At 64.2% G+C, this 21,594-nt stretch carries 24 protein-coding genes, 1 pseudogene and 1 riboswitch; of the genes and pseudogenes, 13 read left to right on the top strand and 12 right to left on the bottom strand.

The features are described 5' to 3' along the window. Positions 1-11: 11 nt before the first annotated feature. The 6 genes from QME24_RS11150 to QME24_RS11175 form a co-directional block, all read right to left on the bottom strand. Positions 12-626, bottom strand: a complete 615-nt coding sequence (locus QME24_RS11150) for a response regulator transcription factor (protein WP_009682293.1) — start codon at positions 624-626, stop codon at positions 12-14. 274 nt (positions 627-900) lie between these two features. Next, complete coding sequence (cobM, locus tag QME24_RS11155) at positions 901-1,653, bottom strand: precorrin-4 C(11)-methyltransferase (RefSeq protein ID WP_029885125.1); 753 nt, start codon at positions 1,651-1,653, stop codon at positions 901-903. 33 nt (positions 1,654-1,686) lie between these two features. Continuing rightward, positions 1,687-2,073, bottom strand: a complete 387-nt coding sequence (locus QME24_RS11160; RefSeq protein WP_054905438.1) for a cobalamin biosynthesis protein — start codon at positions 2,071-2,073, stop codon at positions 1,687-1,689. Next, positions 2,073-2,759: a CbtA family protein gene (locus tag QME24_RS11165; RefSeq protein ID WP_054905437.1), complete on the bottom strand. Its 687-nt coding sequence runs from the start codon at positions 2,757-2,759 to the stop codon at positions 2,073-2,075. Before QME24_RS11165 ends, QME24_RS11160 begins: the two co-directional genes overlap by 1 nt. A 10-nt stretch (positions 2,760-2,769) precedes the next feature. Then, complete coding sequence (locus QME24_RS11170; RefSeq protein WP_009682288.1) at positions 2,770-2,958, bottom strand: CbtB-domain containing protein; 189 nt, start codon at positions 2,956-2,958, stop codon at positions 2,770-2,772. 92 nt (positions 2,959-3,050) lie between these two features. Further along, positions 3,051-3,274, bottom strand: a riboswitch (cobalamin riboswitch). 71 nt (positions 3,275-3,345) lie between these two features. Then, positions 3,346-3,825: a GNAT family N-acetyltransferase gene (locus QME24_RS11175; RefSeq protein ID WP_029885123.1), complete on the bottom strand. Its 480-nt coding sequence runs from the start codon at positions 3,823-3,825 to the stop codon at positions 3,346-3,348. 136 nt (positions 3,826-3,961) lie between these two features. On the opposite strand from QME24_RS11175, the pseudogene QME24_RS11180 reads away from it, so the two are divergent. From QME24_RS11180 to QME24_RS11195, 4 genes and pseudogenes are all read left to right on the top strand, one after another. Continuing rightward, positions 3,962-4,066, top strand: a pseudogene (locus QME24_RS11180) (LysE family translocator); the annotation flags it as partial. A gap of 21 nt (positions 4,067-4,087) precedes the next feature. Beyond that, positions 4,088-4,960 (top strand): alpha/beta hydrolase, encoded by an 873-nt coding sequence (locus tag QME24_RS11185; RefSeq protein WP_154211535.1) that lies wholly within the window; start codon positions 4,088-4,090, stop codon positions 4,958-4,960. A gap of 96 nt (positions 4,961-5,056) precedes the next feature. After that, positions 5,057-5,923, top strand: a complete 867-nt coding sequence (locus QME24_RS11190; RefSeq protein ID WP_192440000.1) for a pirin family protein — start codon at positions 5,057-5,059, stop codon at positions 5,921-5,923. A gap of 244 nt (positions 5,924-6,167) precedes the next feature. After that, complete coding sequence (locus QME24_RS11195; protein WP_054906071.1) at positions 6,168-6,428, top strand: DUF1652 domain-containing protein; 261 nt, start codon at positions 6,168-6,170, stop codon at positions 6,426-6,428. A gap of 73 nt (positions 6,429-6,501) precedes the next feature. Here the strand turns inward: QME24_RS11195 and QME24_RS11200 are convergent, their stop codons facing one another. Next, on the bottom strand, positions 6,502-6,789 hold the full coding sequence (locus QME24_RS11200) for a hypothetical protein (protein ID WP_054906070.1): 288 nt from the start codon (positions 6,787-6,789) through the stop codon (positions 6,502-6,504). Positions 6,790-6,939: 150 nt separating this feature from the next. After that, positions 6,940-7,587, bottom strand: coding sequence for a DNA oxidative demethylase AlkB (alkB, locus tag QME24_RS11205; RefSeq protein WP_054906069.1), 648 nt, complete (start codon positions 7,585-7,587; stop codon positions 6,940-6,942). A gap of 221 nt (positions 7,588-7,808) precedes the next feature. On the opposite strand from alkB, the gene QME24_RS11210 reads away from it, so the two are divergent. The 8 genes from QME24_RS11210 to QME24_RS11245 all read left to right on the top strand — a co-directional run bounded on the left by QME24_RS11210 (position 7,809) and on the right by QME24_RS11245 (position 16,898). Next, positions 7,809-8,549, top strand: a complete 741-nt coding sequence (locus QME24_RS11210) for a gluconate 2-dehydrogenase subunit 3 family protein (protein WP_054906068.1) — start codon at positions 7,809-7,811, stop codon at positions 8,547-8,549. 3 nt (positions 8,550-8,552) lie between these two features. Beyond that, positions 8,553-10,337, top strand: a complete 1,785-nt coding sequence (locus tag QME24_RS11215) for a GMC family oxidoreductase (RefSeq protein ID WP_009682279.1) — start codon at positions 8,553-8,555, stop codon at positions 10,335-10,337. 12 nt (positions 10,338-10,349) lie between these two features. Further along, positions 10,350-11,597 carry a cytochrome c gene (locus QME24_RS11220; protein ID WP_009682278.1) on the top strand — a complete coding sequence of 416 codons (1,248 nt, stop codon included), beginning with the start codon at positions 10,350-10,352 and terminating at the stop codon, positions 11,595-11,597. Between the two features lie 166 nt (positions 11,598-11,763). Next, positions 11,764-12,783 (top strand): LacI family DNA-binding transcriptional regulator, encoded by a 1,020-nt coding sequence (locus QME24_RS11225; protein WP_154211536.1) that lies wholly within the window; start codon positions 11,764-11,766, stop codon positions 12,781-12,783. A 67-nt stretch (positions 12,784-12,850) separates the two neighbouring features. After that, a complete protein-coding gene (locus QME24_RS11230) occupies positions 12,851-13,630 on the top strand; it encodes an AP endonuclease (RefSeq protein WP_054906066.1) in 780 nt (259 codons plus the stop codon). After that, positions 13,623-14,573 carry a sugar kinase gene (locus tag QME24_RS11235; protein ID WP_192440003.1) on the top strand — a complete coding sequence of 317 codons (951 nt, stop codon included), beginning with the start codon at positions 13,623-13,625 and terminating at the stop codon, positions 14,571-14,573. Before QME24_RS11230 ends, QME24_RS11235 begins: the two co-directional genes overlap by 8 nt. A 58-nt stretch (positions 14,574-14,631) precedes the next feature. Next, complete coding sequence (locus tag QME24_RS11240) at positions 14,632-15,924, top strand: MFS transporter (RefSeq protein ID WP_054906064.1); 1,293 nt, start codon at positions 14,632-14,634, stop codon at positions 15,922-15,924. Between the two features lie 11 nt (positions 15,925-15,935). Continuing rightward, positions 15,936-16,898: a D-glycerate dehydrogenase gene (locus QME24_RS11245; RefSeq protein WP_280091350.1), complete on the top strand. Its 963-nt coding sequence runs from the start codon at positions 15,936-15,938 to the stop codon at positions 16,896-16,898. A 33-nt stretch (positions 16,899-16,931) separates the two neighbouring features. On the opposite strand, the gene QME24_RS11250 is transcribed toward QME24_RS11245, so the two are convergent. The 4 genes from QME24_RS11250 to QME24_RS11265 form a co-directional block, all read right to left on the bottom strand. Beyond that, positions 16,932-17,888 (bottom strand): endonuclease, encoded by a 957-nt coding sequence (locus QME24_RS11250; protein WP_054913492.1) that lies wholly within the window; start codon positions 17,886-17,888, stop codon positions 16,932-16,934. Positions 17,889-17,985: 97 nt separating this feature from the next. Continuing rightward, positions 17,986-18,981, bottom strand: a complete 996-nt coding sequence (locus QME24_RS11255) for an aldo/keto reductase (protein WP_192440006.1) — start codon at positions 18,979-18,981, stop codon at positions 17,986-17,988. A gap of 133 nt (positions 18,982-19,114) precedes the next feature. Next, positions 19,115-20,299, bottom strand: a complete 1,185-nt coding sequence (locus tag QME24_RS11260) for an MFS transporter (RefSeq protein ID WP_054906060.1) — start codon at positions 20,297-20,299, stop codon at positions 19,115-19,117. Between the two features lie 119 nt (positions 20,300-20,418). Next, complete coding sequence (locus QME24_RS11265) at positions 20,419-21,300, bottom strand: LysR family transcriptional regulator (RefSeq protein ID WP_009682269.1); 882 nt, start codon at positions 21,298-21,300, stop codon at positions 20,419-20,421. 184 nt (positions 21,301-21,484) lie between these two features. Here QME24_RS11265 and QME24_RS11270 point away from each other — a divergent pair. Then, positions 21,485-21,594 (top strand): thiamine pyrophosphate-binding protein (locus QME24_RS11270; protein ID WP_232862216.1); only part of this gene is annotated, 110 nt, incomplete at its 3' end.

The following is a 21,594-nucleotide window of genomic DNA, read 5'->3' on the forward strand; positions in this document are numbered from 1 at the left end:
TCGCCAGCCGCTCAGTAGACGCTATTGCGCTTGGCCAGGTCGACCATCTCGACCAGCGATTCGGTCTTGAGTTTTTCCATGATGCGGCCCCGGTAGGTGCTGATGGTCTTGGCGCTCAGGTTCATGCAGGTTCCAATGTTCTTGTTGTTTTCGCCGCGTGCCAGGCGCCGCAGCACTTCCATCTCACGGTTGGAAAGGCTGGCCAGGCGCACCGGTTCGCTCTCCAGGGAGTTGCTGTTGACCGACATCTGCGGAAACGTCGAATAGCCCTTCACCAACGCCTTGAGGGCGAACAGCAGGGCCTCGTGGTCCTCTTCCTTGGTGACGAACGCGCCGATACCGGCATCCAGGCAACGGCGCACGTACAAGTCGGTGGCCTGGCCAGTGAGCACCATGATCTTGGGGGTTGGCTCCAGGCACTGAAGGCGCTTGATGACCTCCATGCCGTCCAGGCCAGGCAGGCCGATATCCAGCACCACCACGTCCGGGCGCAGTTCACGGGCCACCTGCGCCACCTCGCTGCCATTGCCGACTTCGCCGACGACATGGAAGCGCTCACGCTCGAGCAGTAGGCGCAACGACAACCGCACGATAGGGTGGTCGTCGACGATCAGCACGGTTGTCATGGGGAAAACTCCTGTCAGGATGTGGTCCGCTTCCTGGAACACTCAGGAATACGTTTGCAAGCGGGTTAATCGGGAGCGCAGCACCATACGGCCAAACCTGACGTTTGGTAATCCCGAGTATAGAAGTGTTGAAATTTTCCGGACTACTTGTCGAAAATTCCTACAAGTAGTGGAAAAACATCACCACTGCCACAGTGGTGATGTCAGACAGGAAAGGGCGCTCAGGCGCAGCCAGAGGGGTTTCGACCCTGCGCAGGGGCAAGCCTGGGCGTGCTCAGTCGCCAGGCCGATACAGGTGGGCGTGACCGGCACGGTACAAGGCGGATTCGGCGAACGGCGCATCCCCCAGTACATGGCCTACCAGGATCAGTGCCGTGCGCCGGAAGTGCTTGGCGGCGCTGCGCTCGACGATGTTGCCCAGCGTGCCGCGCACCCAGTCCTGGTCTGGCCAGGTGGCGCGGTGCACCACGGCCACCGGGCACTCGGTGCCGTAGTGGGGCAGCAACGCTTCAACGATCCGTGGCAGGTGCTTGACCCCCAGGTGAATCGCCAGGGTGCTGCCGTGGCGGGCCAGGTCGGCCAGCTGTTCCCCGGGTGGCATAGGCGAACTGTCGCCGTAGCGGGTCAGAATCACGGTCTGCGCCACTTGCGGCAGGGTCAGTTCACAGCCGAGCAGGGCCGCGCTGGCGGCCGTGGCAGTGACCCCGGGGATGATCTGGTAGTCGATACCCAGTGCCTTGAGGTGGCGGATCTGCTCGCCGATGGCGCCGTACAGGCTGGGGTCGCCGCTGTGTACCCGGGCGACATCCTGGCCGTGTTCGTGGGCGGTGCGCATCGCTGCGATGATCTGCTCCAGGTGCAGTTCGGCGCTGTTGATCACGGTACTGGCCTGGTGGCCTTCGAGCACGGCAGCGGGCACCAGCGAGCCTGCGTAGATGATCACCGGGCATTGGCGGATCAGCCGCTGGCCCTTGACCGTGATCAGTTCGGGGTCGCCGGGGCCGGCGCCGATGAAGTAGACGGTCATGCAATGTCCTTGCAAAAAAAGGGTATGGCGCGTTCAGCAGGCCAGGGCGAGTGTCGCCGGGCCGAGCACCTGGCGCTTGAGCAACAGTCGTGGGCTGCCTCGTTGCCGATCGGCCAGGGCCAGTGCGGTGCTCTCCGCCACGCCCCAACACCCGGTGTGGGCATGGGCGGCGGCGGAGCGGTGGCTGAGCAGTGGCTGGTAAGCATGCAGTTGCTGGCTATGGTACAGCACCAATGGCACACCCAGGTGCTCGGCCAGCTGCTGCAAACCCGGCTCGTCAGCCTTCAGGCTGATGCTGGCGATGCCGCGCAGGTCTGCCAGTGCCAGGCCGTGGTTGGCCAGTGCCTGGCACAACAGGGTGTGCAGGGTGGCCGCCGGGCAACCCCGGCGGCAGCCAAAACCGGCATAGAAAGTGCCCATCAGGCCTGGCTGGAACGGCGGAACAACCAGGCGCTGAGCAGGCCCAAGGCCAGCCAGAAGGCCGCATTGGTCAGCCACGAGGCCAGCTTGAACTGGGTTTCCAGGGCCTGCGGGGCCAGGCTTTGGTGAACCTCGGGCTGCGGGGCGCCGAGCACATGCGGGATCACCAGCAACGCCGCGCCCAGCACTTTCAGCAGCCCGTGGCGGGCGAACACCAACAAGGCCAGGCCGAGCGCGGTGGCGCTGGCGGTGCCGACCCACCAGGCCTGGCGTTGCCCCAGGTCTGCTGCAGCGGTGCCTGGCAGTTCGGGCGGCAAGCCCAAGGTCGGGGCCAGGCAGAACACGGCGAACCCGGCCAGCCCCCACCAGGCACCGGTACTGGCGCGGGTGGGCGCGCGCAAGCTGTACAGCGCGGCGAGAACAAGGGCGAAGCCGACGGCAACCACCAGGTTGCCGCCCGTGGTGGCGAGCACTCGTTGCCAGCCATCTTCCGGCGACCAGGCCTCGGCGCTGTGTTCATGGGCAGGCACTTCACTGCCATGCTCATGGTGCGCGGCAGGTGCCGAGGACTCGTAGGTTTCCGCCTGAAGAATCAGCGGGGCCACCCAGAAGCTTTGCAGCAAGGTCAGCAGCAGGGCGGCGAGCAGCCCGCTGAAACCCGCGGTGCGGGCAATGCGCATGATCATGGGGGCGTACTCAGTGGCAGGGGAAGGCGGCGCTGTGGCGGGTGTCGTGGGCGGCGTTATGCACCGCCTCGATGTGCGAGAACCCGGCGAAGTAGACCAGGCACAGGCCCAGCAAGCTGGCACCGACGGCAATGATGACGCGCTGGCTGAGGGTAGCGGGGGTGGCAAGGCTGTGTGGCTTGGTGCTGGCGACGGGCATGACGCGTTCCTCTGCTTTTTGTGGGCAATGGGCAGGCGCGGCAGCCCCGGGCGCGGTTACCCAGGGGAATGCAACAGCGCCCGCCCACCGCGGGTTGTTCATGAACGCCAGGCCGGTCTCCGGGCTTGCGAGGAGGAGCAGGGCTCCTGGCAAGCGTCACCTTCCCATGCCGCACTACATGGCACAGTGGTACAGACGCTTCGCTCGCTTACCGTTGCGGGGGCAGCACCGGCATTGTCGGGCCCTGGTCAGGGCCTGCGACGCACCGGTTTCCCGTTTCACCCCATGAAGGGGCACCTGAACGTGAGGCGTAAGGAGAGCATGGGGCGGCCCTGGCGTCAATTACCCGGTGGGCTGCGCATGTGCCGGGGCCGGGTGGAGCAACCGTTAGCCCCGCGCGAATGCCGCCAGCTTGTCCCCGTCCAGGCGGTAGCGTACCCACTCATCCTGGGCCTCGGCGCCCAGCTTCTGATAAAAGCCGATTGCCGGCTCGTTCCAGTCCAGCACGCTCCACTCCAGGCGCCCACAGTTGTTGGCCACCGCCTCGCGGGCGATGTGCTGCAGCAATTGGCGGCCAGCCCCGTCACCGCGCTGTTCGGGGGTGATGTACAGGTCTTCCAGGTAGATGCCGTTGCGCCCCAGCCAGGTGGAATAGCTGTAGAAATACACGGCAAAGCCGATCGCCTGGCCATCGCGTTCGCAGATCAGGCTGTGCACGGTACTGCCTGCACCGAACAGGCTGTGCTCGATATCGGCCAGGGTGGCGACCACCTCGTGGCGCGCGCGCTCGTACTCGGCCAGCTCGGTGATGAAGTTGAGGATCTGCGCGGCATCGGCAGGCGCGGCAGGGCGAATGGAAAGGCTCATGAGACGGCTTCCTTGATCCAGAATGGCAGCACAGTAATGTGTATCTGCATAATTTGTTGTAACTGTAGTGGTCGCCTAGGAGGGCGACTCCGGTAGTGTGACAGCACCCTCACTGAAAGTGGAATGCCCGCCATGCCTGCTGCAGAACCCCCGCTGGCTGATGCTGTTCAATGTCCTGATGGCCCTGCTGCTGGTGATTTCACTGTACCCGCTGCTGTTTGTAGAATCGGTGTTTCCCTAGCATTGCGAGTGCCGTGAACCCATGCAGTTGATCCCCTGGTCCCATGAATGCGCCGAAGGCTTCACCTTGCGTGGTTGGCGAACCCCGGCCAGCGGCAAGCCACTGCTGCATTTCTTGCATGGCAACGGTTTTTGCTGTTTGGCCTACCAGCCGTTGCTGATGCACCTGGGTGAACATTTCGACCTGTGGCTATGTGATGTGCAAGGGCACGGTGACAGTGACCATGGCGGGGCGTTTCTGGGTTGGAACCGCACGGCGGCGCTGGCCGTAGAAGCGTTTGAAGCGGGCCGTGGCGAATACGGCGAAGTGGCCCGCTTTGCCGTGGGCCACAGCTTCGGCGGCGTGTTGACCGGGCTGATGTTGGCCAGTGACCCGCAGTTGTTCGGCCGTGCTGTGCTGCTCGATCCGGTGTTGTTCAGCCGCCGGATGCTCGGCGTGATGGGCGCCGCGGCGCTGGTTGGCCTGCACCAGCGTCATGCCTTGGCGCGCAAAGCCGCCAGCCGCCGCAGCCATTGGCCTGATCGCACAGCGGCGCTGGCTTCGCTGCAGGGCCGGGGCATCTTCAAAGGCTGGGCCGATGCGGCGTTGCAGGCGTATGTCGAGCATGCCATCGGCGATTGCGGCGAGGCCGTGGTGCTCAAGTGCCGACCCAGCCGCGAAGTGGAAATCTTCAGCTCGTTCCCCAAGCGCATGTGGGCCAGCCTGTGTGCAATCAATACCCCGACCCACGTGATCTATGGCAAGCACACCTATCCATTCGTGCCACGCTCGGTGCAGCGCCTGGTGTCGCTGAATGCCAGCATCAGCGCGCAGGAGGTCGCCGGTGGGCACTGCTTCATGCAGGAAGACCCGGCGATGGCAGCCGAGCAGGTGCTGGCTTTCTTGCAGCGGTGATTGTTCTGTAGGTGGAACGATGTGGGCCGTTAAAGCCCTCTACCGGCAGATTGTCATCATTGATAAGGTGATCCAAACCGAAACAGGAGCCTTCTCATGAAAACCATTCTGGGTATCCACCATAGCCCCCACGCCCATTGGGTGGGTGATGGCTTCCCGGTCCGCAGCCTGTTCACCTATGACCACCTGGCCAGCCATATCAGCCCGTTCCTGCTGCTGGACTATGCCGGCCCGCATGCGTTCACCCCAACCCAGGCCCGGCGCGGCGTTGGGCAGCACCCGCACCGTGGTTTCGAGACTGTGACCATTGTCTACCAGGGCGAGCTGGAGCACCGCGATTCCACGGGTGCCGGGGGCCTGATCGGGCCGGGCGATGTGCAATGGATGACCGCCGCCAACGGCATCATCCATGAGGAATTCCATTCGCCAGCCTTTGCCGAGCGGGGCGGCATGCTGGAGATGGTGCAGCTGTGGGTCAACCTGCCCGCTCGCGACAAACGTGCGGCGGCGGGCTACCAGACACTGCTGGCCAGCGATATCCCGGTGGTGGCGCTGGATGACGGGGCCGGCAGTGTGCGGGTGATCGCCGGGGATTACCAAGGCCGCCAGGGGCCGGCGCGCACTTTCACGGCCATGGATGTCTGGGACCTGCGCCTGAACAACGGCGCTGCCTTGCAGTTGCCGGTGGCCGCCGGGCGCAACGCGGCGCTGGTGGTATTGCGCGGCCGCGTGCGGGTCAATGGTGAGCGCGAAGCCGGGCCGTCCAGCCTGGTGCTGTTCGACCGCGAGCAGGCGGATGTACGGGTCGAAGCGCTCGAAGGTGCCAGCGTGTTGCTGCTCAGCGGTGAGCCGATCGACGAGCCGATCGTGGGTTACGGCCCATTCGTGATGAACAGCCAGGCGGAGATTGCCGAGTCGTTCGACGACTTTCATGCCGGGCGGTTTGGCCAGTTGCAGCAGTAGAAGAGCGCGGGGCCGGTGCCGGCCCCCACTGAAGCCCTGCGCAACCATTCGTCGTGAAGTTCGCTGCTGCGACCGAACACCCGATCCTGGCAGGCGATCTTCCACTAAGGTGCTAGAGGATTCCCCGCATCATCATTGCCCCGGCGCATGGACGCCCGCCGTGGCATGCGCATTATCAATTGGCACCCAGCCCCACGAGGGCGTACTTCCTCACAACAGGCCATCCCACCGAGAGGGTCGTACCATGTCGTTGATAGGAGTTTCCATGCTCGAGCTGCGGCAGTTAATCGAGCATGCTTGCCTGCCAGATCGCTGTGAAATCAGCTGTACCGATGGTCACAACCTGACCATCCGCCTCGGTCAGGGCCAGAGCCTCGATGAGTGCTGCACCCTCAGCGGGGTGCCATTGCGCAGCCTCAACAGTTGCCGCGATGTGCTGAACCTGGTGGAGCAATTACATACCCTGCGTGACCGCCCGCCTGCACCGCTAAAATCCATCGCCTGATGCGAGTGCGCGAACCCCGTCCAGCCCCTGGCTGGCGGGGAAGGCCCGTGCGCTGTCGCCAGCCGTTGATTGCCTACTGAAGTTCCACCAGCAGGTTCAATCCACCATCGCCACACTTGCCCTTGTCGCGAACGACCCCATGGTAGCTGCGACCATCCCACATGAATGCCACGCTATGGGCGCGCTCGACCTTGTGCGGGAGCGGTGGGCAGATGTGTACACGCAGCGCCGCGCGGCCCTGCAGATTCAAGGGGGCAAGTTGGCACTGGCATTCCACCGACTGCGCAACCGGCCCGAACAGGGTGTCGCGAACGTAGTCCAGTTGCAGCGCGGTATTGGGCGAACGGCCGGGCATCCTCATAGGGATTCGACTCGTTGATTACGGCAAGGACGGCAGGTCTGGCAAGGCATGACGGACTCCTGGCGGGCGGCAGTATAATTATTCTCTGAACCCTGGGGTGGGCAGTCGTTCAACCTGTTTCATGCCTGTGTTGCACAGGCCTGACAAAGCCTAGCCGCCCGCCTTGCGCAAGGTGAGGTTGATGCGCCGCTCGCCCATGCGCGGGTGCACGCCGGGCTTGATCGGCAGTACGCCATGAAAGCGCAGGCGGTCTTCGCCGCCCCACACCAGCACATCGCCGTGGCTGAGGGCAATGCGCTGGGTTTTGTCGGCCCGCTGCAACCCGCCGAACAGGAACACCGCCGGCAGGCCCAGCGACAGTGAAACGATCGGTTGGCCAAAATCGTGCTCGTCGCGGTCCTGGTGCAGGCTCAAACGTGTGCCCGGCAGGTAATGGTTGATCAGGCAGGCGTCCGGGGTGAAACCGTCGAAACCGGCCATGGCGGCAGCGCGGTTGGCCAGGGTGAGCAATATCGGCGGCAAGGCAGGCCAAGGCTGGCCGGTCAGCGGGTCCGAACGGCTGTAGCGGTAACCCTGTGCATCACTGACCCAGCCCAATGTGCCGCAATTGCTCAGCGCCACCGCCATGCGCAGGCCGCCGGGCGTGTGCATGTGCCGAAACGGTGCGGCACGCAGCACCGGGCGCAACGCGTCGAGCAGTGGTTCGACATCGCCCAGGGCAAACCCGGGCAACAGCACGGTTTCGCTTGCCAGGCGTTGTGGCTGAGGGCCGAACAGGTCGAGGTCGGACTGAATCATGGCCTGGGTATCGAATGGGGTAGGCCCATTGTAATGGGCTTCGTCGCCCAGGCCTATGCGCGGGTCAATACCCGTGATCGCAATGTCAAGACTGAAACCGGTTTCAAAAGATTTCTGAACGCGCTAGATTACTTGGCTGTCTTTTTGAAGGGCCAACAAGACTCGCCCGCACAACACTAGATGGCGCTTATAAGGCCGCCCGCAGCCGATGAGGATTCACCATGCCCGAACATGCTCCCGACAACCCGCGCAGGGACTTTCTGCGCAAGACCTTGACCTTGATCCCCGTGGTGACCGTCGCCAGCACCGGGCTCGGGGCAGGTGCCAGCCAGCTGCTGGCCGCGCCGCAGCAGGAACCGAAGGTGCCGGCAGCGCCACCGGCGGGCACGTACCAGCCAACCTTCTTCAGTGCCGAGGAATGGGCCTTCGTGCAGGCCGCCGTAGCGCGCATCATCCCTGCCGATGCCCTCGGGCCCGGTGCGCTCGAAGCCGGGGCCGCCGAGTTCATAGACCGGCAGATGAATACCCCCTACGCGACCGGGGCCCAGTGGTACATGCAAGGCCCGTTCAACGCCGACGCCCCACCCGAACTGGGCTATCAACTGCAGTTGAACCCGCAGCAGATCTACCGCCTGGGCATCGCCGCAGTGGATGGCTGGTGCAAGGCCAACAGTGGGCAAGTGTTCGCTGCCCAAGACAGCGCTACCCAGGACCGGATACTCGGCAAAGTCGAGGCGGGTGAGCTGGCATTCGAGGCAGTACCGGCCGCGGTATTCTTCAGCCTGCTGGTGCAGAACACCCGTGAGGGGTTCTTCTGTGACCCGATTCATGGCGGCAACAAGGGCATGGTCGGCTGGACCCAGATCGGCTTTCCGGGCGCGCGCGCCGACTTCATGGACTGGGTGGAGCGCAACGAGCCGTACCCGTTCCCGGCTGTATCGATCCGCGGCGAGAGGGCCTGAGGCATGGCGACTGTTTTGAAAAAGGTGGATGCCGTCATCGTCGGTTTTGGCTGGTCGGGTGCGATCATGGCCAAGGAGTTGACCGAAGCCGGCCTGCAGGTGGTGGCCCTGGAGCGCGGGCCGATGCAGGACACCTACCCGGAGGGTAGCTACCCGCAGGTAATCGACGAGCTGACCTACAGCGTGCGCAAGAAGCTGTTCGTCGACGTGTCGAAAGAAACCGTCACCATTCGCCATAGCGTGAACGACGTGGCACTGCCCAACCGCCAACTGGGCGCCTTCCTGCCTGGCAAGGGCGTAGGTGGGGCAGGCTTGCATTGGTCGGGTGTGCATTTCCGGGTAGACCCGGTGGAGTTGCGCCTGCGCAGCCATTACGAGGAGCGCTACGGGCGCAAGTTCATCCCCGAAGGCATGACGATCCAGGACTTCGGCGTCAGCTACGAAGAGCTGGAACCGTATTTCGACTTTGCCGAGAAAGTGTTCGGCACGTCCGGCCAGGCCTGGACGGTCAAGGGCCAGCTGGTAGGTGAGGGGCGGGGTGGCAACCCTTATGCACCCGACCGTTCCAACCCGTTCCCGCTGCCGGCGCAGAAGAACGTGGTGTCGGCCAGGCTGTTCGAAAAGGCCGCCAGCAGCCTGGGCTACAAGCCCTACAACCTGCCTTCGGCCAACACGTCAGGGCCTTACACCAACCCCTACGGCGCGCAGATGGGGCCGTGCAACTTCTGTGGTTTCTGCAGCGGCTACGTGTGCTACATGTATTCCAAGGCATCGCCGAATGTGAATATTCTGCCAGCGCTGCGCCAAGTGCCGAATTTCGAGTTGCGGGCCAACGCCCATGTGCTGCGGGTGAACCTGGACGACAGCAAGCGCAAGGCTACCGGCGTGACCTACATCGACGCCCAGGGGCGCGAGGTGGAGCAGCCGGCCGACTTGGTGATCCTGGCGGCGTTCCAGTTCAACAACGTGCGCTTGATGCTGCTTTCCGGTATCGGCAAACCCTACGACCCGGTGAGCAACGAGGGTGTGGTCGGGCGCAACTTTGCCTACCAGAACATGGGCACGGTCAAGGCGTTCTTCGACAAGGACACCTACACCAACAACTTCATCGGCGCCGGTGGCAATGGCATTGCCATCGATGACTTCAACGCCGACAACTTCGACCATGGCCCGCACGGCTTCGTCGGTGGCTCGCCAATGTGGGTGAACCAGGCTGGCAGCCGTCCGATCGCCGGTACTGCCAACCCGCCTGGCACCCCGGCCTGGGGCAGCGCCTGGAAGAAGGCCACGGCCGACTATTACACCCATCAGGTGTCGATGGACGCCCACGGCGCCCACCAGTCCTACCGTGGCAATTACCTGGACCTGGACCCGACCTACCGGGACGCCTACGGCCAGCCACTGTTGCGCATGACCTTCGACTGGCAGGAAAACGACATCAGGATGAACCAGTTCATGGTCGACAAGCTGAGCAAGATTGCCCAGGCGATGAACCCCAAGGCCATTGCCGTGCTGGGCAAGAAGGTCAAGGACCACTTCAACACCGCCAGCTACCAGACCACCCACCTGAACGGCGGCGCGATAATGGGCACCGACCCGAAAACCAGCGCGCTCAACCGTTATCTGCAGTGCTGGGATGTACACAATGTGTTCGTTCCGGGGGCATCTGCATTCCCCCAGGGGCTGGGTTACAACCCCACCGGGCTGGTGGCGGCGCTGACCTACTGGTCGGCTCGGGCCATCCGTGAGCAGTACCTGAAAAACCCCGGCCCGCTGGTCCAGGCTTGAGGAGCGATGAGCATGAAGACAATGTTGATCGCAACCCTGCTACTGGGCGCCGGTGTGGCTGGCCAGGCCGTAGCCGCTGAGGATGCGCAGGTGCGCCAGGGTGAATACCTGGCCCGCGCCGGTGACTGTGTGGCCTGCCACACCGCCAAGGGAGGCAAGCCCTTCGCCGGTGGCCTGCCGATGCAAACACCTATCGGCACGGTGTACTCCACCAATATCACCCCGTCCGCCAGTGGCATTGGCCATTACAGCTTCGAAGACTTCGACCAGGCTGTACGCAAAGGCATCGGCAAGGACGGCAGCACCCTGTACCCGGCCATGCCATACCCTTCGTATGCGCGCATCACCGAGCAGGACATGCAGGCGCTGTACGCCTATTTCATGAAGGGCGTCGAGCCGGTGGAGCAGCCCAACCAGGCTACCGATATTCCCTGGCCGCTGAGCATGCGTTGGCCGTTGGCCATCTGGCGTGGCCTGTTCGCGCCTGCGGCAACGCCCTGGCAAGCCTCGGCAGCGGCTGACCCGGTGGTCGACCGTGGCGCGTACCTGGTCGAAGGCCTGGGGCATTGCGGTGCCTGCCACACCCCGCGGGCGCTGACCATGCAGGAAAAGGCGCTGAGCCCGGCCGAGGGCAAGCAGTTCCTTGCCGGCAGCGCGCCATTGGAGGGCTGGATCGCCAAGAACCTGCGCGGCGATCACAAGGACGGCCTGGGCAGTTGGAGCGAAGCCGAGCTGGTGCAGTTTCTCAAGACCGGGCGCAGTGACCGCAGTGCGGTGTTCGGCGGCATGAGCGACGTGGTCGAGCACAGCATGCAGTACATGACCGATGCCGACCTGACGGCGATTGCCCGTTACCTGAAGACCCTGCCGCCCAGCGACCCGAACGACCAGCCGCATGTCTACGACAAGCAGGTGGCCGATGCCCTGTGGCGCGGTGACGACAGCAAGCCTGGCGCCGCGGTGTACATCGACAACTGTGCGGCTTGCCACCGAACCGATGGCCAGGGCTACACCCGTGTGTTCCCGGCCCTGGCCGGCAACCCGGTGGTGCAGACGGCGGACGCCACCTCGCTGATCCATGTGGTGCTGGCAGGTGGCACGGTGCCGGCGACGCACACCGCACCGTCGAACTTCACCATGCCAGCGTTTGGCTGGCGCCTGAGCGACCAGGAAGTTGCCGAGGTGGTGAACTTCATCAGGACCAGCTGGGGTAACCAGGCGGGGGCGGTTACCGCCGGGGATGTGAAGGCATTGCGCTGAGAGGGGGTTGCCTCAGGTTCGGCGAAGGCATTGTGTCGCCGAACCTGGCCTTGCCCGGCTGGCCAGCCCGGTCGCTTCGGCCGACCAACGGCATATTGACGAAAGTACCAAGTTTTGGTGTATTGAAACCGGTTTCATCGTCCACCTAATAATCATAAGGACACCCATGACCGACGCGCCTGCCCATGCCCGCGAACGGGTCACCATCAGCGAAGTCGCGCGAGTGGCTGGCGTTTCCAAAGCCACCGTCTCGCGCTACATCGGTGGCGATCGCCAGTTGCTGGCCGACGCCACCGCCAAGCGCCTGGCCGAGGTCATCGAACGCCTTGGCTACCGCCCCAACCAAATGGCCCGTGGCCTCAAGCGCGGGCAGACGCGCCTGATCGGCATGCTGGTTGCCGATATTCTCAACCCCTATTCCGTAGCGGTGATGCATGGCGTGGAAACCGCCTGCCGCCAGCATGGCTACAGCCTGGTGGTGTGCAACACCAACCGTGACGACGACCAGGAGCGCCACCACCTGGTCGCCCTGCAGAGCTACAACGTCGAAGGCCTGATCGTGAACACGCTGGGGCACCACCCGGGCGAACTGCTCAACCTCCAGCGCGACCTGCCCATGGTGCTGGTCGACCGTCAACTCCCTGAACTGAACGCCGACCTGGTCGGCCTGGACAATGCCGACGCCGTCGAGCAGGCCCTGGACCACCTGCAGGCACGCGGCTACCGGGATATCCTGGCGGTGAGCGAGCCGCTCGATGGCACCAGCTCGCGCCTGGAGCGGGTGCAGGCGTTCGGGGCCTCGGTCAGCCGCCGCCCAGGCATGCGCCAGCAGGTGCTGGAAACCGGCGCTGGCCTGGCAGGGCGGTTGGCCGCGTTCCTGGCTGACCGGGGTCATGGCCCGCAAGCCATTTTTACCTGCAACGGTGTTGCCACCCTGGCCGTGACCCGTGCCCTGCATGACGCCGGGTGCAATCTGTTTGCCGATGTCGGCCTGGTCGCACTAGACGATCTGGACTGGTACCCCCTGGTCGGCACTGGCATCACGGCATTGGCCCAGCCTACCGAACGCATCGGCATAGCAGCCTTTGAAAGCCTGCTCGGCCGGCTTCGTGGCGATGGCGCAGCGGCACGGCGCATCGAATTCAAGGCCAACCTGGTCATCCGCGGCTCGACCCGACCCCAGTGAGCAACGGCAGGCCTTGTGCCTGACGCTGCCGTATAAAAATGAAACCGGTTTCAAAAGGATAAAAACAATGTACCCGAACCCCGTTTCCATCAGCCTCTCCAGCTATGGCGCCGACTTTGTCCGGCAACGTGGCCAGGAGCAGTTTCTCGACCTGCTGGCCGCCGCAGGCGTCAGCCGGGTGGAGTTGCGTGAAGAATTGTTCGCCAGTGCACCCGATACCGCGGCACTGGGTGCCGTGATTGCCGGGTTGGGCATGGAGTGCCTGTATTCGACCCCTCTGGAGCTGTGGACGGCGCAGGGCGTGCCCGACCCTTCGCTGGTGCACAAACTGGACACCGCGCGGGCGCTGGGCGCGGTGGCGCTGAAAGTGTCCTTGGGCCATTTCGATGAACACTGCGACCTTTCGGCCTTGGCGGCGCTGCTGCCAGCGCAGGGGCCGTTGCTGTTGGTGGAAAACGACCAGACCCTGCAAGGCGGCAGAATCGAGCCCCTGCAGCGCTTCTTCGAGCAGGCCGATGCATGCGGCCTGAACCTGGGCATGACGTTCGATATCGGTAATTGGCACTGGCAGGGCGAGGTGGCGTTGCACGCTGCCCGGCAACTTGGCCGGTGGGTGCGCTATGTGCATTGCAAGGGCGTACAGCGCCGTGCCGACGGCCGCCTGGTCGCCGTGCCGCCGCAAGCATCAGACCTGCGCGCCTGGGCCGAGCAACTGGCCGAATTCGCCCCTGGGGTGGTACGCGCCGTCGAGTATCCCCTGGCCGGCGACGACCTGTTGGCCCTGACCCGGGCCCAGGTGCACAGCCTGTCGCTGCTGGGTGCTGACCAGGAGGTGGCCCATGCATGAGCATGACGTGCTGTGCTTTGGCGAAACCATGGCCATGTTCGTCGCCGAGCACTGCGGCGACCTGGCCAGTGTCGGGCAGTTCGGCAAGCGTATCGCCGGCGCGGACAGTAACGTGGCCATCGGCCTTGCACGGCTGGGCTTCAAGGTGCGCTGGCTGAGCCGGGTAGGTGACGACTCGCTGGGGCGCTTCGTGCTCGACAGCCTGCGCCGTGAAGGCCTGGACTGTTCGGCGGTGGAAGTGGATGGCCACTGCGCCACCGGCTTCCAGCTCAAGGCCCGTTGCGATGATGGCAGCGACCCCGCGGTCGAATACTTCCGCCGGGGGTCGGCAGCCAGCCGGCTGTCGCCTGCGCTGCTGCAACCTGGCTTGCTGCAAGCGCGCCACCTGCATGCCACGGGCATCCCGCCGGCGCTGTCGGACAGCTGCCGGGCACTGTCGCACGGGCTGCTCGACGCCATGCGTGCAGCCGGGCGCAGCATCTCGTTCGACCCCAACCTGCGGCCCTCGCTATGGCCGGACCAGGCCAGCATGGTGCGCGAAATCAATGCCCTGGCGAGCAAAGCCGACTGGGTCTTGCCAGGCCTGGAAGAGGGCCGCCTGCTGACGGGCCAGCACAGCCCCGCCGATATCGCAGCGTTCTACCTCGACCAAGGCGTGGAACTGGTGGTGATCAAGCTGGGCGACGCCGGGGCCTACTGGCGCAATGGCAACGGCGAGGGCCAGGTCGCCCCTGTAGCCGTCAGCCGTGTGGTGGACACCGTCGGCGCCGGTGATGCGTTCGCCGTGGGCGTGCTCAGCGCACTGCTCGAGGGCCGCCCAGTGGCAGAGGCGGTGGCGCGAGGCAACTGGTGCGGCAGCCGCGCCGTGCAATCGCGCGGCGACATGGAAGGGCTGCCGCTGCGTCACGAACTGGAGGCCTACGACCTGCGCAGAAGTGCCTGAATGCTTTAACCGGAATCACCTGTTGCCACAAAAACAACAAGCTCAGGAGTCACAGACCATGCAAAGCCAAAAACTGGCACCGCGTCGCTGGTGGTACATCATCCCGATCGTGTTCTTCACCTACAGCCTGGCTTATCTGGACCGCGCCAACTACGGCTTCGCCGCCGCCTCGGGCATGGCCGAAGACCTGCACATCACGCCCGTGCTGTCGTCCTTGCTGGGGGCGTTGTTCTTCCTTGGCTACTTCTTCTTCCAGGTACCTGGGGCCATCTACGCTGAAAAACGCAGCGTGAAGAAGCTGATATTCGTCTGCCTGATCCTCTGGGGCGGTTTGGCCACGCTTACCGGGATGGTCAGCAATGTCTACATGCTGATCGGCATCCGCTTCCTGCTGGGCGTGGTCGAGGCCGCAGTGATGCCCGCCATGCTGGTGTACTTGTGCCACTGGTTCACCCGTGCCGAGCGCTCCCGCGCCAACACCTTCCTGATGCTGGGCAACCCGGTCACCATCCTGTGGATGTCGGTGGTGTCGGGTTACCTGATCAAGCATTACGACTGGCGCTGGATGTTCATCATCGAGGGCCTGCCGGCGGTGATCTGGGCGTTCTTCTGGTGGCGCCTGGTGGATGACCGCCCAGCCCAGGTCAGCTGGCTGAGCGCCCAGGAAAAAGCAGACCTGCAACAGGCGCTGGCAGCCGAGCAGCAGGGCATCAAGCCGGTCAAGAACTACCGCGAGGCATTCCGCTCGCCGCAGGTGATCATCCTGGCGCTGCAGTACTTCTGCTGGAGCATTGGCGTGTACGGCTTCGTGCTGTGGTTGCCGTCGATCCTCAAGCAGGCGGCCAACGTCGACATTGTGCAGGCCGGCTGGTTGGCCTCGGTGCCCTACCTGGCGGCGGTAGTGGCCATGGTGGGCGTGTCCTGGGCCTCTGACCGCATGCAAAAGCGCAAGCGCTTCGTGTGGCCGCCGCTGCTGATCGCTGCCGTGGCGTTCTATGGCTCTTATGCCCTGGGCACCGATCACTTCTGGTGGTCGTACGCGCTGCTGGTGGTCGCTGGCGCCTGCATGTACGCGCCCTATGGCCCGTTCTTCGCCATCGTGCCCGAGATACTGCCGGCCAATGTCGCCGGGGGTGCCATGGCGCTGATCAACAGCATGGGGGCGCTGGGCTCTTTCGGCGGCTCCTGGCTGGTGGGCTACCTCAATGGCGCCACGGGTGGTCCTGGCGCCTCGTACCTGTTCATGTGCGGTGCGCTGCTGACTGCCGTGGCGCTGACGGCCGCCCTCAATACTTCCCAGACCTCCGGCCGGGCCAAACGCAATGGCACGCGCCTGGCGCTGAACCCTTAGGAATGACTGCAATGAAAAAACGAATCGTCTTGTACAAGCGCCTTTCCGATGACCTGATGGCGCGCCTGCACGCCCAGGTGGACGTGACCTGGGTGGACATTGCCCAGCCCGATGGCCTGGCGCGCCTGCGCGATGCCTTGCCAGGGGCGCACGGGTTGCTGGGCGCCAGCCTGCGCCTGGACGCCAGCCTGCTCGATTTGGCGCCGCAGCTGGAGGTTGTGTCCAGCGTTTCGGTCGGGGTGGACAACTACGACGTTGCGCAGCTCAGCCGCCGTGGCGTGATGCTGACCAATACCCCGGACGTGCTGACCGAAACCACGGCGGACACCGGTTTCGCCCTGATCCTGGCGACCGCCAGGCGGGTGGTGGAGCTGGCCAACTGGGTGCGTGAAGGCCATTGGCAGGCCAACCTGGGGCCGGCGCATTTTGGCTGTGATGTGCATGGCAAGACGCTGGGCATCGTCGGCATGGGCCGCATTGGCGAAGCGTTGGCCCGGCGTGCTGCCGCAGGCTTTGGCATGCGCGTGCTGTACCACAGCCAGCGCGCCAAGCCCGACGTGGAAGCACGCCACGCTGCGCGCCAGTGCAGCCTGGACGCGCTATTGCAGCAAGCGGACTTCGTCTGCCTGACGGTGCCGCTCAGTGCCAGTACTGAAGGGCTGATCGGTGCGCGTGAGCTGGGGTTGATGAAGCCCGAGGCGATTCTGGTGAACATTTCCCGCGGGCGGGTGGTGGACGAGGCTGCGCTGATCGACGCGTTGCGCGCCAAGCGTATCCGTGGTGCAGGGCTGGATGTGTTCGTGCAGGAGCCGTTGCCGATAGACTCGCCACTGCTGCAGTTGGACAACGTGGTAGCAACCCCGCACATCGGCTCTGCGACCCAGGAAACACGCCAGGCCATGGCGCGCTGTGCAGTGGACAACCTGCTCAGCGCGCTGGCGGGCGAGCGGCCTGCGAACCTGGTAAACGGCTGATAGAAGGCGGCGCTGTGGCGCGCCCGCGCGCCGTCAGCGGCAGTTACCGGCCTTGCGGTAACCTGCCGCCTGCGCCTCACCTTCGTTGGCGAAACTGACCTGGTTCTTGGCCGCTACCTGGGTGTAGCCGGGGCAGCCCACTGCCAGGTGGTAGACGTGGCTGTTGCGGTTGCCCAGCACCGAACCCGGCGCCCCGGCATTGGCCTGGCCCGGCTTGCCTGGTGCCTGGGCGGGCGCCGCTTGCGCCACGCCAACCCCGCTGGGTTTGTAATCAGCCGTCCACTTGCGCTGGCCGCTGACGAAAGGGTTGGCATGCCCCATGATCGCGGCGATGCGGCGGTCGCGCTCCTTTTCCCACGCTGACACCGGGTACTGCTTGTCCCAGGCCATCAGCACTTGTTGCTGCTGGCGCGACATGTTCAGGCGATAGCGGTCGTACATGTAGAAGGTGGTACGGGCCACCAGGCCTTTGACTTCGTCACGAGGCTCGGCGGCGCGCTGGGCAAAATCCACCTTGGTGGTGCACTGGCCGTATTCGCCGGCGTTGCCGCTGACCATGCCGTAGTTGAAGTTGCTGCGGTCGCCATTGACCTCACCCACGGCCGGGTACAGGTTGAACAGGTCGGCCTCCATGGCGCGGAACACGGGGTCGCTGTCCACACAATGCTCGCGCCCACCGTTCTTCCAGCATTGGCGCTGGTTGCCGAAGGTATAGGCCGGCACGATGTGTTCCCATTCGGTGCGCTCGGCGCGATTTTGCTGCTTGCGCGTCTGATAGCCGCACGACGCCGCATCGACCCGCCCACCGGACTTGCCGACCCAGGTCCACTTGCAGCCGCAATACAGGTCGCCCATGGCGCTGCTGGCTTGGTCCAGGTACACCTTCTGCTTGGCCACGACCTTGGCCTCGGTGAAGGTGGCAGGGGGTGTGGCCCACGCTGGCAAGCTAAAGGAAAATAGTAGAGTTACGGCATAAAGCAGTGATTTCATGAGAGAAAATATTCAAATGCGAGGACGCGCATTGTAATACTTTCATCGTCATTGGCCAGCACGCCGGGCATACCCGGCGTGCAGGCAAAGGCCCACGCTACTTGAAGCCTGCCACCGCGTGCGGGATATACGGCGCCTGCAGCCGTGCCACTTCATCGGCACTGAGCTGCACCGACAGCGCGGCCAGCGCATCGTCCAGATGGGCGGGTTTGGAGGCGCCGACGATCGGTGCGCTTACGCCGTTTTTGCCCAACACCCATGCCAGCGCGACCTGGGCCATTGGCACCCCCCGTTCGCCGGCAATCTGCTCGACGACATCGATGACCCGGCCATCTTCGACCTCGGTAGCTTTATAGAACGACTGCCCGGACAGGTCGCTACGGGTGCGGTCGGTCTGCTGGCCGTTGGGGCGCGTGAGGCGGCCGCGGGCCATCGGGCTCCAGGGCAACAAGCCCACGCCTTGGTCCAGGCACAGAGGGATCATCTCGCGTTCTTCTTCGCGGTACAGCAGGTTGAGGTGGTTCTGCATCGAAACGAAGCGGCTCCAGCCGTTGTTGGCCGCCACCTGCTGAGCCTTGGCGAACTGCCAGGCGTACATCGACGAAGCGCCGATGTAGCGCGCCTTGCCAGCCTTGACCACGTCGTGCAGGGCTTCCATGGTTTCCTCGATGGGCGTGTGGTAGTCCCAGCGGTGAATCTGGTACAGGTCCACATAGTCGGTGCCCAGGCGCGTGAGGCTGGCGTCGATGCTGGCCATGATCGCCTTGCGGGACAAGCCCTGTTCATTGGGCCGGTGGGTGCCTTGCCCCATGTTCGGTGGGTAGAACACCTTGGTGGCGATGACCGTTTCTTCACGGCGCGTGAAGGCCTTCAGCAGTTTGCCGACGATCACTTCCGACGTGCCGGCAGAGTAGCTGTTGGCAGTGTCGAAGAAGTTGATGCCTTGCTCGACGGCATGGCGAATGATCGGCCGGCTGGCCTCTTCGCCCAAGGTCCAGGGGTGGGTGCCGGCATCCGGATCGCCGAACGTCATGCAACCCAGGCACAGCCTGGAAATATCCAGGCCGGTGCTACCCAGCTTTACGTATTGCATCGTGATCTCCTAGGAAGGGGAAGGAATGAACCCAGCCTGCGGCTGGTGCTGATGGTAGTGAGTTCAGCAATGGGGGAGGTTCATCGAACGCCGTGTGACGCTGAACCTACCCCTGCCCAGCACCGCTGCCGGGTCAATGCCCACCACGCATCCGCCGGGCGAGCAGGTAGATGCCCAGCCCGACCAGCGCGGTCGCCGCGCCGATGTAGCCGGTGCTGGTCCAGCCCATGCCGGCGGTAATCGCCATACCGCCCAGCCAAGGCCCCAGTGCATTGGCCAGGTTGAACGCGGCATGGTTCGACGCTGCGGCCAGGCTTGGCGCTTCATGGGCAATGTCCATCAAGCGGATCTGCAACGGTGCCGCCAGGGCGATCATGGTGCCCACCAGGCCGATGCCCAGCAGCAGGCTCCAGAGCGCCTGCGCGGCGACGGTGAAGAACAGCAGCACGGCGATCGACCAAACCAGCACCAACCCCACCGCACGGAACTGCAACCGGTCGAACAGCTTGCCACCTGCAATGTTGCCAACGATACCGCCCACACCGAAGGCCGCCAGGCCGAACGGAATCCACTGCGGCGCGACCTGGGTCACCTGCAGCATGGTCGGCGCCAGGTAGCTGAATACACAGAACATGCCGGCAAAGCCAATGGCCGCGATGCCCAGTGCCATCCACACTTGCGGCAGGGCAAAGGCGCGCAGTTCCTTGCGTGGGTCGCTGCGCACCTCATCGTGCGGCTGGGGCACGAAGCGCCAGACCAGGGCAATGGTGCACAGGGCGATCACGCCGACCAGCACGAACGCCGAGCGCCAGCCAAAGTACTGGCCGAGGAAGGTGGCTACAGGGTTGCCCAGCAGCATGGCCAGCGTCAGGCCCAGCATCACCCGGGCCACGGCCCCGGCACGCTGGTCCTTGGCAACCATGCTCGAGGCCACCACCGCGGCGATGCCGAAATAGGCACCGTGGGGCAGGCCGCTGATGAAGCGGAAAGCCACCAGGCCGCTGAAGGAAGGGGCGAGGGCGGTGGCCAGGTTGCCCAGCGCATACAGCAGCATCAACAGCAGCAGCATGTGCTTGCGCAGCAGTTTGGCGCCCAGAATCGCCAGGGTCGGCGCACCGACCATGACCCCCAGCGCATAGGCACTGATGGCGTGGCCCACTTGCGGTTCGCTCAACTGCAGGTTGCTGGCAATGTCGGGCATCAGGCCCATGATGGAAAATTCACCGGTACCGATGGCGAAGCTGCCCAGCGCCATGGCGGCTTCCATCTTGGCGACGGCGCTTTTGCTGGGCGGCGGGGGGAGTTGCTGGACTGACATCTGAATCCCTTGTTGGGCCTATGTTGAAACATGCTGAAACGTTCAAGGCGGGATGATAGTCAATCGGTGGGCGCAACGTCGAGGCAGCGCCGCCGCTCAAACCAGGAGCCAAGCGCCGATCAGCGCTCCAGATAATGCGTTTGTGCGGCGAAATCGATGAAGCGTTTGCTGGCCAGCGACAGGTATTCCCCTGAACGCCAGCACAACCTGAAGCTCATCTGCTGTGCCGGGCGGAAGGGTACGCCGACAATGCCCGGTGTACGCTGCTGCACCGAGCGCAGCAGGGTGGCCACGCCCATGTTGTCCAGTGCTGCCTGCACCACCAGCGAGACGAAATTGCTCTGCAGGGCCACTTGGTAGGTAATGCCGTGTTCGGCGAAAAATGCGTCCAGCAGGTGGCGCTGCACGAAGGTCCGGTCGAATACCACCATGTCGGTATTGCGCAGGTCTTCGGCGGTGAGAAATGCCTTGCCGGCATAAGGGTGGTCGGGGTGCATGCATGCCAGCATCTCGTCGCTGCCCAGCAGGATCGACTCCTTGTCCTGCGGTACGCGCCGCGATTCCAGCAACGCCAGGTCGATTTCCCGTTGTTCGAGGCGCTGGCCGATGTCGGCGGCGCTGCCCTCGAACACGGTCATGGCGATACCGGGGTACGACTGACGGAACGCGTTCATCAAGCCTGGCACATAGTGCAGGCCGAACATTGGCGGGATACCCAGGCGCACTTCGCCGCGCTTGAGGTCCGCCATGTCGCGCAGCTCCTGCCGGGCCACATCCATTTCGCGCAGGGCAGAGGCTATGCGTGGCAGGAACTGCTCGCCCTCGGCCGTGAGCAGCACCTTGCGGGTGGTGCGGTTGAACAGGGTCACGCCCAGCTCTTCCTCCAGCCGGGTAACCGCCATGCTCAACGCAGGCTGGGCTATGTGCAGGTGTTGCGCTGCTTTGGTGAAGCTGCCTTGGCGGACGATTTCGACGCAGCAACGCAGTGCCTTGAGGTTCATTGGGGCGTACGACCTTTCGTAGTCATTGCATTTATAACGAACTGTGATGCCACGCATCATAACAATATATTTATTATTATTAACCAGAGGGCCTACGATGCGCGGCACTGAGACATCCTGCAACATCTCAGTCACGCAGCCGATCTCGCTGCAATCCCCCAAAGATTTTGAGGTAGTACCCTAAATGGCCAAGGCCGCCGATGTCGTTGTGCAATGTCTGGAAAACGAAGGTGTCGAGTATGTATTCGGCATTCCTGGTGAGGAAAACCTCGACCTGCTCGAATCCCTGCGCAA

This window comes from Pseudomonas sp. PARCl1, from assembly GCF_947311875.1.
Lineage (GTDB): Bacteria > Pseudomonadota > Gammaproteobacteria > Pseudomonadales > Pseudomonadaceae > Aquipseudomonas > Aquipseudomonas juntendi.

Bases quoted from the DNA above. Each gene is read 5' to 3' on its own strand.
- QME24_RS11200 (WP_054906070.1), bottom strand. From the start codon at position 6,789: ATGAGGATGCCCGGCCGTTCGCCCAATACCGCGCTGCAACTGGACTAC.
- cobM (WP_029885125.1), bottom strand. From the start codon at position 1,653: ATGACCGTCTACTTCATCGGCGCCGGCCCCGGCGACCCCGAACTGATC.
- QME24_RS11170 (WP_009682288.1), bottom strand. From the start codon at position 2,958: ATGCCCGTCGCCAGCACCAAGCCACACAGCCTTGCCACCCCCGCTACC.
- QME24_RS11245 (WP_280091350.1), top strand. From the start codon at position 15,936: ATGAAAAAACGAATCGTCTTGTACAAGCGCCTTTCCGATGACCTGATG.
- QME24_RS11195 (WP_054906071.1), top strand. From the start codon at position 6,168: ATGTCGTTGATAGGAGTTTCCATGCTCGAGCTGCGGCAGTTAATCGAG.
- QME24_RS11265 (WP_009682269.1), bottom strand. From the start codon at position 21,300: ATGAACCTCAAGGCACTGCGTTGCTGCGTCGAAATCGTCCGCCAAGGC.
- alkB (WP_054906069.1), bottom strand. From the start codon at position 7,587: ATGATTCAGTCCGACCTCGACCTGTTCGGCCCTCAGCCACAACGCCTG.
- QME24_RS11230 (WP_054906066.1), top strand. From the start codon at position 12,851: ATGTACCCGAACCCCGTTTCCATCAGCCTCTCCAGCTATGGCGCCGAC.
- QME24_RS11250 (WP_054913492.1), bottom strand. From the start codon at position 17,888: ATGAAATCACTGCTTTATGCCGTAACTCTACTATTTTCCTTTAGCTTG.
- QME24_RS11185 (WP_154211535.1), top strand. From the start codon at position 4,088: ATGCAGTTGATCCCCTGGTCCCATGAATGCGCCGAAGGCTTCACCTTG.
- QME24_RS11240 (WP_054906064.1), top strand. From the start codon at position 14,632: ATGCAAAGCCAAAAACTGGCACCGCGTCGCTGGTGGTACATCATCCCG.
- QME24_RS11225 (WP_154211536.1), top strand. From the start codon at position 11,764: ATGACCGACGCGCCTGCCCATGCCCGCGAACGGGTCACCATCAGCGAA.
- QME24_RS11190 (WP_192440000.1), top strand. From the start codon at position 5,057: ATGAAAACCATTCTGGGTATCCACCATAGCCCCCACGCCCATTGGGTG.
- QME24_RS11235 (WP_192440003.1), top strand. From the start codon at position 13,623: ATGCATGAGCATGACGTGCTGTGCTTTGGCGAAACCATGGCCATGTTC.
- QME24_RS11150 (WP_009682293.1), bottom strand. From the start codon at position 626: ATGACAACCGTGCTGATCGTCGACGACCACCCTATCGTGCGGTTGTCG.
- QME24_RS11175 (WP_029885123.1), bottom strand. From the start codon at position 3,825: ATGAGCCTTTCCATTCGCCCTGCCGCGCCTGCCGATGCCGCGCAGATC.
- QME24_RS11215 (WP_009682279.1), top strand. From the start codon at position 8,553: ATGGCGACTGTTTTGAAAAAGGTGGATGCCGTCATCGTCGGTTTTGGC.
- QME24_RS11160 (WP_054905438.1), bottom strand. From the start codon at position 2,073: ATGGGCACTTTCTATGCCGGTTTTGGCTGCCGCCGGGGTTGCCCGGCG.
- QME24_RS11220 (WP_009682278.1), top strand. From the start codon at position 10,350: ATGAAGACAATGTTGATCGCAACCCTGCTACTGGGCGCCGGTGTGGCT.
- QME24_RS11255 (WP_192440006.1), bottom strand. From the start codon at position 18,981: ATGCAATACGTAAAGCTGGGTAGCACCGGCCTGGATATTTCCAGGCTG.
- QME24_RS11165 (WP_054905437.1), bottom strand. From the start codon at position 2,759: ATGATCATGCGCATTGCCCGCACCGCGGGTTTCAGCGGGCTGCTCGCC.
- QME24_RS11260 (WP_054906060.1), bottom strand. From the start codon at position 20,299: ATGTCAGTCCAGCAACTCCCCCCGCCGCCCAGCAAAAGCGCCGTCGCC.
- QME24_RS11210 (WP_054906068.1), top strand. From the start codon at position 7,809: ATGCCCGAACATGCTCCCGACAACCCGCGCAGGGACTTTCTGCGCAAG.